This is a genomic window from Acinetobacter sp. ACNIH2, assembly GCF_002934965.1.
GTDB lineage: Bacteria > Pseudomonadota > Gammaproteobacteria > Pseudomonadales > Moraxellaceae > Acinetobacter > Acinetobacter tandoii.
In genome coordinates this window covers 1,310,346-1,323,423 of sequence record NZ_CP026412.1, presented here as the reverse complement: position 1 = coordinate 1,323,423, position 13,078 = coordinate 1,310,346, and the positions used below count along the sequence as shown (strand labels likewise).

The 13,078-nt window shown below is 34.2% G+C and carries 8 protein-coding genes; 5 read left to right on the top strand and 3 right to left on the bottom strand.

Translation table 11 applies throughout. From position 1 onward, the window contains the following. The first annotated feature begins 4 nt into the window (after positions 1–4). From C3F34_RS06210 to C3F34_RS06190, 5 genes are all read left to right on the top strand, one after another. Positions 5–736 carry a hypothetical protein gene (locus C3F34_RS06210; protein WP_104441264.1) on the top strand — a complete coding sequence of 244 codons (732 nt, stop codon included), beginning with the start codon at positions 5–7 and terminating at the stop codon, positions 734–736. 95 nt (positions 737–831) lie between these two features. Continuing rightward, complete coding sequence (locus C3F34_RS06205) at positions 832–1,710, top strand: hypothetical protein (protein ID WP_104441263.1); 879 nt, start codon at positions 832–834, stop codon at positions 1,708–1,710. Further along, a complete protein-coding gene (locus C3F34_RS20475; protein WP_213064796.1) occupies positions 1,710–2,234 on the top strand; it encodes a hypothetical protein in 525 nt (174 codons plus the stop codon). Before C3F34_RS06205 ends, C3F34_RS20475 begins: the two co-directional genes overlap by 1 nt. A gap of 18 nt (positions 2,235–2,252) precedes the next feature. Next, entirely contained in the window at positions 2,253–2,915 is a 663-nt protein-coding gene (locus C3F34_RS06195) for an IS1595 family transposase (RefSeq protein ID WP_104440784.1), read from the top strand. 260 nt (positions 2,916–3,175) lie between these two features. Beyond that, positions 3,176–5,908 (top strand): hypothetical protein, encoded by a 2,733-nt coding sequence (locus C3F34_RS06190; RefSeq protein ID WP_158654336.1) that lies wholly within the window; start codon positions 3,176–3,178, stop codon positions 5,906–5,908. A 571-nt stretch (positions 5,909–6,479) separates the two neighbouring features. On the opposite strand, the gene C3F34_RS06185 is transcribed toward C3F34_RS06190, so the two are convergent. Genes C3F34_RS06185 through C3F34_RS06175 form a run of 3 tightly spaced genes read right to left on the bottom strand, consistent with a single transcriptional unit; the run spans position 6,480 to position 12,671 of the window. Then, complete coding sequence (locus tag C3F34_RS06185; RefSeq protein WP_104441261.1) at positions 6,480–9,692, bottom strand: tyrosine-type recombinase/integrase; 3,213 nt, start codon at positions 9,690–9,692, stop codon at positions 6,480–6,482. Further along, positions 9,676–12,000, bottom strand: a complete 2,325-nt coding sequence (locus C3F34_RS06180; protein ID WP_104441260.1) for a hypothetical protein — start codon at positions 11,998–12,000, stop codon at positions 9,676–9,678. The genes C3F34_RS06185 and C3F34_RS06180 overlap by 17 nt, the downstream gene beginning before the upstream one ends. Then, positions 12,000–12,671 carry a hypothetical protein gene (locus C3F34_RS06175; RefSeq protein ID WP_104441259.1) on the bottom strand — a complete coding sequence of 224 codons (672 nt, stop codon included), beginning with the start codon at positions 12,669–12,671 and terminating at the stop codon, positions 12,000–12,002. Before C3F34_RS06175 ends, C3F34_RS06180 begins: the two co-directional genes overlap by 1 nt. Between the last annotated feature and the right edge of the window lie 407 nt (positions 12,672–13,078).

The window sequence follows — 13,078 nt, the reverse complement described above, 5'->3', positions numbered from 1 at the left end:
TAGTATGGGATTTTGGAGCTCAGTGGGTAGTGCAATAAGTGGTGCATTTTCGTCTGCATGCAGTGCAGTGGGAAATGCGATTTCAAATACATTTGGTAATGTGACAGATACTTTTAATAAGACAATTAATGATTTAGGGAGTGTTCTAACGACAGCAAGTGCAATACTCACAGCATTAAGTGTTGTGATTCCCCATCCTCAGTTACGTTTAGCAGTTAAAGTGATTGATAGTGCTTTGGTAGTTTTGGGATTGTTGAAAGAAAATGAAACAACAGAAGATATCGGTGATATGGCTTTACAAGCGTATGAGGCTGATATTAAACCTGCAGATTTTTCATCTTATGATGATTATATAATGACACTACGTAACTTTAAGCTTGATCCAGAGAAATCAGCGAAATTTAACTTTGGTGAAAAAGTGAGTGCAGGTATTACCGTGCAGGCTTGGGGCTTAGAAGAAAAAATAGGTCAAGGTACAAGTGATTTATTGGTTCATATTTTAAAAGATGCTCCTAATGTATTAAAAGGCGAGGGGTATTTTACTGAAACTCGTGTTCAAAATATCATTGGAAAAATAAAGGACATTTCTGATGTAGCCAAATATTTTAGTAACAAGTTAAATCCTGATAAAAATAATGAAGTTGAGCAAGATCTTGTTAAAGCAGAGCAAAATCTGAGTCCTGAAAAATCAGTTGAAGAGATTTATCAAGAACTTGATAAACATAAATCTGAATAGAAAGTTAAGAGAATGAAAATATTTATATTTTCATTCTCTTTTTTTTGTATATATTTTATAACTTTAGCTGTGTAAATGGAAAAATTGAGGGAAACGTGTCAAATACAAACTTAAGTCTTTGTTTATTGGAAAATGAAATACAGGTCTATAAAAGTCAGAATCAAATAGATTGGTCTATTATACCAATAAAAGGAGAGGACACATTTATTCATCATAATGATCAGTCGAATATAAAAGCTGTATTAGATGAAGTGAATAAATATTTAAATGATGATGGATTAGCTTTTGTAGACGTTAGCATTTTATATACAAACTCCGCTTGGCTTAATGAAACAATTATACAATTACATGCTTTTAAAAATACTAGTTTTCAAATTTTAAATTTTTATAATTTAGTGGATTATGTTTGTAGAAGTTTAAATGTAAAGCAACCCGATTCACTGAGTTCAGATTGGATAAGACAACGAATTTTGCCTCTAACAAATTTAGAAAATAGTTGGAAAGAGCATCAAAAGTTACTTGATGCGATTCAATTACAAGGGCAACTTAAACAGGCACAACAACAACAAGATCAAAGTCTAATAGAAACTGATTTTGCCAAAAAACTTGCAGACTTACAGCAAGAGCGTCAAAAATTACAGATTGAGTTGCAGCAAATTCAGCAACAACTGGTTTCTGTGCAACGCCCCAACTTAGAAAATCTTTTAAGTTTTTTACCGAGCATATTCAAAAATTTTTGGAATACAGTTCGCCCGGATGAGCTAGTAAATATCGTTGGCTTATTAGATGTTCCACAAGTTTCATCACCATTTCATAATCCAAGTATAGCAGCAGTTAGGACAAAAAAACGGCAATTTTTAATATTGGAAGAAAGTGAACAACAAAAAATTATTGGTTTCTGTCAGCAATTAAAGCAGCAATATGATTTGCATCTTCATCTTGAATTTCAACCAATTATTGGAGCATTGGACTGATGGCTAAATTTACTGATATTGATAAATTATTAGAGCAATTAGAGAGTAGTAACATGCTGAAAAAGCTGATTCAGACAATCAAACGTCATTGGGATGGGGGAGGGGCTGAACAAATATCGCAATCTTCACAAAAAGTAGATCATCAACTACAGGAAATAATTGCGCGACAAGAAATTGTTGAGAAAATAATAGAAGTTCCAGTTGAAAAAATTGTTTATAAAGAAAAAGTAGTTGAAGTTCCGATTGAAAAAATTGTTGAAAAAAAAATCGAAGTCCCACCGATTTGGACATTGGGTTTGGAAGAACAGAAAACATATTTAGATTCTTTAGTACAATTTCATGAACTACAAAGTATTTTTAATACTGATCAGCAAGATGTTACTACAAAAATTTTAGCGTTTATAAGCTCTAGTTCACAGTGGCCCAATATTGTCCGCTTGTGGGATAGATTAGCTGAGCAATGTAAAAGCTCTCAAAAAGAGATTGAACCTGAAAAAATTAAAGGCTCTAGACTAGCAGACTAGTTATGTTGGTCTGTAATCATGATTAAAAACAGTAAATTAAGCCACTACAAGATTAAAAAAATCATTCAATGCTTTTGCATTGATATACCCGCTTCTAAAACTGCATTATTACTCAATTTAAATCGTAATACGATCAACTATTGGTACATGCTTTTTAGGGAAGCTATTTATGATCATCAAACAGATTTAAGAACTAAATTTGTAGGTTCTATTGAAGTGGATGAAAGCTATTTTGGCGCTAAACGACAACGTGGTTTTCATGGGAAGTTAAAACGTGGTCGTGGCACTTTAAAACAACCCGTATTTGGAATATTTGAACGGGATGGGCGTGTTTATACTGAAATCGTTCCTGACTGTAAAATGAAGACTTTACAAAAGGTTATCTTAGGTAAGGTGGCACTAGAAAGTGTCATTTATAGTGATGGATGGCGAGGCTATAATGGTCTAGTTGATGTTGGTTATTCAAAGCATTTCAGGGTAAATCACGGAGCAAATGAGTTTGCTAGAGGACAATGTCACATAAATGGAATAGAATCATTTTGGAGTTTCTGTAAACGAAGATTATCCAAGTTCAATGGTATCTCAAAAGATTATTTTGACTACCATCTGAAGGAGTCTGAATGGCGTTGGATGAGAGAACCTAATGAGTTAGCAACTGAGTTGTGGAACATCATTAGATAAAATTAAGTATAAATCTGCTAGTCTAGAGCCAATTAAATTATTAGAAAATGCAATTAATCTTTATAACCTCACACTTTCAAGTTCTAAAGCAGAGTTGAAGTTTCCTGATTTAAATACAAAGTATGACTATAACATTCATAATCAGATCGCAGGTTCAGGTAGTCAAATTAAACAAGTATTACTCGCTGGATTATATAATGCATCAGGTGAGAAAGTTAAATCGGCTTTAGTGATTACAGTTTAAGTGTTGGGGAATATTTGTGACTAATATGATTTTTGTACCAAAGTTAAAACACCAGAAATTATTAGAATCGGCTATACGAATTGATAAAGAAAAAAATCAAGTAGATTTTGAAACGGTCCAAACTGCTGTTGAAAAATATATTCAGCAACATCGTTGGTGGAGTATCTTAGATGGAGAACTGATTTTAGACTTTACAACAGGACTATTATGGGAAAATCCTAAAGCTGTGATATCAGGGAGTCGTATAGTAGCAAAAAAATATATAAAAGATAAAAATTTAAAACCTTCGATTATTTGGCGATTGCCTAATATTGACGACGTCAAAAATGTTGTAGAGGATAGAACATTTCCTTTATTAAAAGGATCTGGTGCTAAATATATTTTAGGATATAGCGCAATACAACTTGATTCAAATGGTATGTGGCTTGATCGAGATTATCCAAATACCTTCGAGGGGGATACTTTAATCCTAGCAATTAGTTCATATTTTAGAAATAAAAATATTACTGAAATTTTACTAACTTTAGATCAATTTGGATGGAATTTACTACCGTGTTCAGTAAATGAATCTGAAATAGATTATCAATTTTTTCTTGCAAATTTAGAAGAAATAATTTGGTATAAAAATACTTATGAGAATGCTGAACCCAAAATTGATTTAAGCTCTATTTGGGAAAATGTAGATTATATTTCTACTCGTCTCCCTAAACTTGAAAATTTACGCTTTACTGACATTGATCAGGGAATGTGGGAGTTTTATACACAAAATCAAAGTTTACAAGAGCAATATCTACAAGTAGATACAGAGCAAGCAATACGCTATCGTAATCCTGAACTTGATATCCGAAATGCTAAGGTTGCAATTGATTTTGGTACAAGTAGTACTGTTGTTGCAATTCGTTCAAATGGTAAAGATGAGCTACTGAGAATAGGTTTACAAGAAGAAGATTTTAAAAAGCATTCGATTTCTGATAATGATTTTGAAAATCCGACTATTTTAGAATTTCTTGATATTCAAGAAGTCTTAAATGCATGGGGAAGTGAAGTATATCGCCCATTGATAGATTGGAATACTGTACATTGTTCACATGAAGCTCGTTTGCGATTTAGAGATAATGACAGTGATCCTAAAATTGTTAGCAGTATTTTTGCACGTTTAAAACAATGGGCATTACGTGAAGCAGAGCAAGCTAGAGTTAGAATTACAGATCAAAAGAATCATGAATATGAATTTAAGCCATTATTTGAACTGAATCCAATCAAGGGACAATCACTGAATATTCAAAAAGACTATCCTCAGCTCGATCCTATTGAGTTATATGCTTGGTTTTTAGGAATGAATATAAACTGGCGAGAACGTGGTATTTATCTAAAATACTTTATGACATTTCCAGTTGCATATCCAAATGAAGTAAAAGAAAAAATTCTTGCCTCTTTCAGAAGAGGTTTAGTCAGAAGTTTTCCTGAAAGTTTAATGTATTCAGAACGTTTTAATGAGTTTTCTGTCCTAGAGCTCGCGTCTGAACCTGCTGCTTTTGCTGCATCTGCATTAAATGCATTAAATATAGAGCCTACTGAAAATGGTACACCTTATGCTGTTTTTGATTTTGGTGGGGGAACAACTGATTTTGATTACGGAATTTACCGCTTAGCAACATTAGAAGAAGAAGATGAAGGTACAGATGATGTGCTTGAACACTTTGGATCAGCAGGAGACAAATATTTAGGTGGTGAAAACTTATTGGAAAATATGGCTTACCAAGTATTTAAGTATAATCAAAATTTATGTCGTGAAAAGGAAATCAGTTTTACTAAGCCAATAGATGCCGATCGATTTGTAGGTTCAGAACTATTGATTATGCAGACTCAGGCAGCTTATACCAACACGACACTTCTTATGTCAAAATTACGTCCATTATGGGAAGGTGGGATATTTAATCAGGATGATAGTGGAGTACTATCACTTACTTTATTGAATCGTGATGGACAAAGAGTTGAGTGTGAAATAAAAATTCCTCAACATGAATTAATAGAGTGGTTAATTGCTCGAATTCGTGATGGTTTAAAGAATTTCTTTACGGCACTTAAAACCTCATTTGAAAACCATCTAAAGTATTTACCCGATGAAATTCATATTTTATTGGCTGGTAATTCAAGTCGTTCAAGAATTGTTTTGGGATTGTTGGGTTGCTTAGAAGATGATGAAGCTCAAACTTTAAAAGAGTTGTTTCAACATGATTTACTTGAAATATTTTGGGAAAATGTTCCAGCATTTGAAGTGCACTTGCCATTACAGACAGATGAAACAAATCCGTTTAAACCAACAACAAAAACTGGCGTTGCATTAGGATTATTACGTGTATCGCCTGGCGAAACACTCAAAGTGATTAATCATGCTCAACAAAATAATGTTGATAGTCCATTCCAATTTTTTGTTGGTACTCATCGTAGAGGGATGTTTACTGCATCAATTAAACGTGGTGATGCTTATGAAAAATGGCAGGAATTAGGGCCTATACGTGCAGGAGTATTCCCATTGCTCTATACCACTCAATCTCAAGCATTGAGCGGTATAGAGCGAGGTACGAATGGTTTGAAGGAACAGGATATTGAGTTTTCAGGCAGTGATATACAAGGTAAAAAAGTATTCGGACGAATTATGTCACCAGATAGTATTGAAATTGGATTAGCGGTAACAGTTGATCATATTGGGCAAATGTCTCATTGTCAGATGATTCAATTGAAATAAAGTCAAATAAATGGAGTAATTTTGTAATAAATATTACTTTATGGATGGCATGATTTATGTTTTATTCATATGGTTATCTTATTCTAAAAAGTTGATACTTTTTAAGTTTGGATTTGGAGAGTGTAATGATAATACTCGTGCAAATAGTTAAGTCACTTGGCAATCCCCCCTAAAAATACACTAAATAACATAATTGATATTTCAATAAACTCTATATATAACAGTTATATAGAGTTTTTGATTTTGTGTGGTGTAATTTAAGGTAGGGTGGGGTACTTTGATTTTTGGTCACTAATTTATTGTGATAATCAACAATAATAACCAACATACAAATGCTTAATCTAAAGGTATTTTACTGATTGGTATAATTTTGTGATGAGAGTGGTGTTGTCTGGGGGCTACGGTTTCTATTTTGCAGTTTTTTCTGATGTTATAAGCATGACCGATCCCTATTTCAGACGCTGCTAATTCATAGAGTTTATACGATTTAATCATCGTTGATTAGACATCCAATTTTTACTAAAGATATATTAAATTTGACTTTAGATAAGGAAACAACGGTTAAATTATTTTAACAGCATGTAGTGATTTCTAGACCTTCAACTTGCAGTTCAAGAGATTGAGGTTTGCCAATACAGGCTAAATGTAAACAGAATTTAAAAGCTGCAAGTGCTTTACGCTCTTTAGTGGAATAAAGCTGGAGGCGGACATAATCTTCTTGAGTTGTAGGATGCTCTGTTGTGCTTGATTTAGCCAGCTTCAGTAATAAAGGCTGTTTTTTGGTATCTAACAATTTTAACAAGTCTTGTCCAAGCAAATGCCAAAATTGACGGGGAAACAGGTCTTTTACCTTGAAATAAAATGATTCTAATTGATCGATTTTATTCCATCGATAATGAATACCTGTATGAGAGACTGTTACACGACTTAAAAACGTCTCAAGCACAACTTTGATTTGATCTGGTTTCTTTTCAAATACATTTTGAATATTTTCAAAGAAATAATTTCTTGCTGTGCGCTCTTCAACAGTATCGATCATGGCTGGTTTCAGAGGATTTTTTAGATGATTTGTGTTATTGAGATCAAATAATCTTGGGTTATTTTTTTGAGACTTGAGTTGGCCTAATAGTTTTGCATTTTCATACCAATAGTTAACCAGTTCTACAGGTAAACACATTTTCTTTGAGACCTGATCTGGATCATTATGAATTTCCAGTAAATTTAGGCACTTAAAAAAACGGGCAAATGAAACTTTAGATTCTTTTGTTCCCGCGAAGTATTTAAAAAAGTCATGAGGAGGAGTGTTACAAGAACTTTCATTTAGAATATCTTCTACATTACTTTTTAACCAGTCAGTTTGATCGTTGAGTAACTGTTGACTTAAATGCATAGCATGCTTTTCAAAATTGAATGGAGAAGAATCTTTTACTGTGTTTAAAAATTTGAAAGAAGGTAGGTAGCCCATCATCTTCTTTGCTAATTGAGTATCGATGTTTGGATGATATTGCAGTATTTTATGCCCAGCGATCAGGTAGCTCAGATGAATATAGCTTTTAAAGGTTTCTGTAGGATCAATGTGACCCAATAAATGGGCAATCATAAACCAATGATTTTGACCATGCGTATGACGGAGTAATTCTGTTCGGATAGATTGATATTCTTCTTCGGTATAATCCGTCAGATTCTTGACGAGTGGAGCGTAATTACAGTTGAGAACAACGGATAGGTGATTGGCAGCCGTGTGTCGAAATGAGTGAAAAGAATAATCATGATGCTTGAAAAGCTCGTTCATAAGCATTCTAAAAGGTGTTGTCACCGTATGTTTGTTCAGCTTGCTATTTTCATTCCAATTACGGAATAGGTATAAGTTTTGTTGATTGAGTAGACGTTGTTCGACCACATAGCTATGGAATAAGTGATATTCATCAGCTTTTAATAAGCAATGTACAGGGACTTTGCGTTCAGCACTATCTGTTTTAAGTTGATGTAAGTTTCCTTTCTTTTTTGAGCCGTAGGGCTGAATCCATACTGATAGACAGCTCAAGCCCTCGATATCCCGCACACGTAAGCCTAGAATCTCATTAATACGCATACCGGTTCGGTAAGCTAAGATATAGATGATTTTTAATGTCTTGTAAGTGTTTTCTTGACTATTAGGACCTGAAAATAAGGTATCTAACTTGTTCATGAAAGCTTGATAAGTCAAAGGACCAATAATACGGGCTCTAGGCCTATTTTGTATGGCAATTGACTCTAATTCGAGAGATTCAGCTTCGAAAACTGTTTGTTGAAAGCTCTGGAAGCGCTTCAACATCCTGACGGTCTGACCACTGGATTTTTTAAACTCAGGTTGGCCTGCTTCATCTGCGAGTCGGGTATTCGTGATGATTTGTGGGTAGATCTTCGCTAGGTTCGTATTCAAATCATCTTCACTATCTAGATATTGTAAAGAATGGGTGAGCCAGGGCTCAGCAATACGGGAGTAATAAGTGTAAATGGAACTATCTGCTAACGGTCTATTCTTCTGAAACGCTTTTTGAAATTTGTTTACACAAAAATTAAAACGTTCAGCCAGAGGCTGAATTTGTTCCAGTGCTGGTTTATAAAGGCTGATGAGCCATAAGGCAATATGTTTACTGTACTCATTAAATTTATCGGCATTTTCAAGACAATATTCAATAATTAGTGCATCAATGCTTTGATCAGTTTGTGTGGTACGAATCAATTGTAAAAGATCTTTGTGAATCTTTATGACATGATCCAATGCTTGCTGAATATCACCTGAGTAGGTTTGATTCACAACAGATGGTGATCTATCTACATCTGCATCAGTAAGAGTATCCTGCTGATATTTAAATTTTGGGTGAAGAAATCTTTCAAATTCTATTTCTGATAAGCCACAGGTTGCAGTATTTTCAATGAGACATTGTGAGAGAGCGGGATCAATGTCAACTTTCGGGAGTTGCATCCAGTTGAAGCTGGCGTAGTCGCGTAATAATTTATAAGTTTTGAGATTAAATGGTAACTTAATCTTATTAAAAATAAGCTGTAGATAATCTTCTACATTCTGATTTACTCTGCGAATACTTCTGCTATTGAAATGAACTAGCCATAATCGGGTGATTTGATCAGGAATAAAATTACGTGATTTACGGATAGTTTTTTCATCAATATATAGATCTCCATAGGAAGGGGAGAGCGGTTCTAAAAATATAATGTTCAGATCTTCGATATTTCTGATTTTTGCCGGATATTTTAAGTGTTCAAGCAAAGCTTCTAAAGAGGATTTTTGATTTAAGCCTGAGTAAAGCAGGGCAGAAATAACAATATTTCCAATGATTTCATCATCAGAAAATGCCTGGCTATCTTTCGCTAGAATCCAGTAGTCCCAAAGCTTATCAAGAACTTCATCAACCTGATGTCCCTTCTCGATCCAGTCCATTGTAAAAACCGGCTGATCACGCTGCATCTCAAATGTCAGATTCGGTAGGGGCAAAGTCTCACGACGATTTAAATTGATTCGCTTAATATATGACCGAAAAAATTCATGCGCATATTTTTTCCATGCCAAGCTTGGAGCTTTGCGTTTAATAAACTCATAAATTGCTGGATAGAAGGATTCAAGGTGCTCTTTTTGTTCCAAATCTTGTTCTTGGAAATATTGAATTAGTTCCTGTTCTACATTTGCTCGAAGCTGTTTTTCCTGATCGAGTCGGTCTCGTTTTCTACGTTCTTCTGCATATAGTGGTTGAATTTGCTTAGTACGTTTATTGATTGAGGACATCGAGTTCAATACCGGTAATATTAAAATAATCTTTCATTTGTTCAAGAATATGAGCAATGCTTGAATATTGTGAAATAGATAAGCTGGAATAAGGATGAGCAGCTTCTTGCTGCATCGGTTCATGACCGAATAAAGCTAAAATTTCAATTTCGCTAATTTTATGGCTGAGAAATGCACGGGCAGTATGCCGGTGCCAGTTTTCATGATGCAAACCTAACTCAGGATTAAATTTTTTTATAATCGATGGCTTTAAGGGTTGCCATTGACCATCCTGAAAGATATTCAACAGTGGGAGCTTGCTCTCTAAAATTTGTTGAATATGTTGTGGAATTTCTGGCTGACTAGGAGCAATTTGAGTTTTAAAATAATGTAAAAAATCTATGAATTTCTGGAGTTCTTGTACAACAAAATGACCCAGTGGAATTAAACGTCCATAGCCTTGACGCCCACCCACCTCTTTATCAGAAACCATGCATATTTTTCTTTTCAGGTTAAAGCTTTTTAAAAAACCTGGAAATTCAGCGACGGGTCGTGCAGCAGTAAAGAGTAACAAGAAGTGCCACATCCATAGATTGTAATGATTGAAAATTGCTATCCAGTCGTCTTCTTTTTGTGAAATTATTCTGAATTTGAGTGTAGCAAAGATATTTTGAATCACATTTGACGTAGGTGCTTTGCGGCTACCAAAGTTTTTTTCTACAGCGTATTCGATATTCTGGTAGTCATCGGATAACGACTCACACAGCTCTTTTAAAATTGAGATATACTCGGTCTGTAAAGCCTGAATATTCTGATGGCAATAAGAAGTAGAAGAAGACTTGTTTGCATCAATACCGGTGAGAAGGTCAGCAAGCTGTTTATTTCCAGTGCGTTGCAAAATAGTCTGATGAAAAAGAGAGCTAATTCTTATCAATGATAATTTTGGAATATAAAGTTTGGCTCTCAGCTGTTTCAAATGTTGCTGAAGCTCCTCTTCCGTAACGGTGTTACCATCACGTAGTGAAGCAATAAATGAATTTGGAATTGGGATATCCAGATAGACTGTTTGGTTGAGCAAACCATCTGGATAAGCAAAATCCTTATTTTCAAAAATTGAAAATTTACTTCTCAGAAAATATTGCCCATTGCTTTGCTTGATCTGTTGGCGAGCATTTAAATTTTTAGCACGTTTACTTTGTAGAGGTAGCCACTCCTGGATTTTATTTCCGGTCAGAAATGACAGCATCAGGATCAAGGATGCCTTCTTTTTTTGGGTTTCTTTATCCTTATCGTTAGAGTCCTCTTCAATTTCAACAATGTAATTTTTATATAGTTCAGTAAGTAGAGCACTTATACTTGTGATATGAGGAAAGAGGCTGCTGTATGGCAGCAAATGTTCTTTTCGTTGAATATGCTTGGCAACCAGAGGCAGCACATAGCTCTGGCTGGATTCTGAATATGCAGCAAGAGGGGTAACGATGGTTGGGTCTACAAGTATTTGACGTGTATCTTGGTCATCTAGTTGTTTTTCTATATTGAGAGCTTTGGACTTTTGCCCTTTTTTAATTTCTGAACTTTCTACAATCAGCTGATCTTCGTCTAAAAATTCATGTTGCAGTTGAGTCTCGATGCTCCCTTTGGCAATTTTTGCCTTATTTTCCAAAACATAATTAAAGGTGATGCGGATCACTTTTAGCAGGTTTTGCATAAAATCATTAGACGCTTTATTACTATTTTTATCAATGACATCATTCAAATACTGAACGAAATTCGCTAAAGAAAGTATAGGATTTTTAAGATGCCTCTCCCAAAGAAGCATATATTCAGGAGTATTTTCATATGTTTTATGAGAATTCAAAACCCGATTGGCTGTACGGAAGCGTTGGAATAAACGTTTTACAGTATTGAAATGCTCAGTATGGTCATCTTCAAAAAGTTCAGGTTTAATGTCTGGTAGTGCAATTAAATAGATTGCTGCTTTTAAGGCCAGGATATTCCAGATTAAAGCATTTTCTTCTGACTCTGCTAATTGTGCAATTGAGTTCACATACCAAATGACTGGTGTTGTGCTAACAGTATGTTTTCGAGAGGAGACCAAGGCAGCTGGTCTAGCAACAACAGAATTGGTTTCTAGATCAAAATCTAATAGATCGAGATTCAGCCCTTCCAGACATTGATCAGTTGGATGTGAAGTCAGTAAATCAGCAACATATTGAATATGTTTGGTACGTTGGAGCTGCTCGTCACCAAAGAGTTTTTCCAGTGTCTGTTTTAATGATACCCGTGAAATATCAGCAGCATTTTGATGGCTTGGGGTAGAATCTGACATTATGCTTTCCATAGCTGATCTGGTGTTAGAACGAAGTCAGGATTGTTTAGAAGCTGTTTCACAATTCCACTGGTTTGTTGCAATTGATCAAGCACATTCTGTCTTTTCCGGTTTATAACTTTATTGCGATAATTCAGTTGATTTCGTGTGTATGAGAGTAGTTTTGCTAGCAGATCTAAGCTCATAGTACGGTGAGGTTTAAAAGAATTTTCTTTGTTTAAAGCCAGGATAACTTCAGATGAAATATGGGCATTGATCAGCGATTGCATTTTTGCAGGGTTCATTCGATCCAGATCATGATGATAAGAGGACAGAAATTTCATGAATTCCAAACTTGCCTCTTTTTTTAATAGTTCAACTTTCTCCTCATTTTGAGGGAAAGAATGAACAAGTAAGTTAATACTTTTTGGTATGTGCTGAGACCAATATATAAACCACTGAAAATTATTTGTAATGGTAAAACTAGAGATATTAGGATCTTTCCATACATGAAGTTCGAGACTTGGATTTAATGTAGACAAATCAGTTTTTAAGGATTTAAAAGCCTCTTGATAGCAAAGATAAATTCCAGAAAAATAAGGATGTACACTGATTTGGACTTTATTAAAATTTTTGCACAACAATTTTTTTGGTATGCCAAATTCTTCATCAAAATCAAAAGTTGTTCCCATAAAAATGAGAGTCCCCAAAAAGTTTAAAAAATAATCAAGTGAATATTCTTATAATTTTTTGAAATATTAAACAAGGTTGATTCACCCTATATTTTGTGTATATTTACAATTAATATACAATATGTTGTTATTTTTATATAATTTTAAGAACTAAATAACAATCTATAACATGCTGTATATTTAAAGATATAGAGGTTCTTACTTAGGAAATTAAAAAATTGAAACAGGTAGAAATTGTTACAAATATTCTAAGCAATCAATCTCCCACTCGAGTTTTCAGCCTAATTTACACATTAGAGGTATAGTTTCAAGCCTGATAAAAACGGAGCTTGAAAATTTTTAATAGCTAAAGAACTGAAAGAAGTTGAATATTAAATTAATACAGCCTCAAAATTAAAATGGACCTC

Excerpts from the sequence above, each read along its gene's own strand:
- C3F34_RS06210 (WP_104441264.1), top strand. The coding sequence starts at position 5 with ATGGGATTTTGGAGCTCAGTGGGTAGTGCAATAAGTGGTGCATTTTCG.
- C3F34_RS20475 (WP_213064796.1), top strand. The coding sequence starts at position 1,710 with ATGGCTAAATTTACTGATATTGATAAATTATTAGAGCAATTAGAGAGT.
- C3F34_RS06195 (WP_104440784.1), top strand. The coding sequence starts at position 2,253 with ATGATTAAAAACAGTAAATTAAGCCACTACAAGATTAAAAAAATCATT.
- C3F34_RS06185 (WP_104441261.1), bottom strand. The coding sequence starts at position 9,692 with ATGTCCTCAATCAATAAACGTACTAAGCAAATTCAACCACTATATGCA.
- C3F34_RS06180 (WP_104441260.1), bottom strand. The coding sequence starts at position 12,000 with ATGTCAGATTCTACCCCAAGCCATCAAAATGCTGCTGATATTTCACGG.
- C3F34_RS06175 (WP_104441259.1), bottom strand. The coding sequence starts at position 12,671 with ATGGGAACAACTTTTGATTTTGATGAAGAATTTGGCATACCAAAAAAA.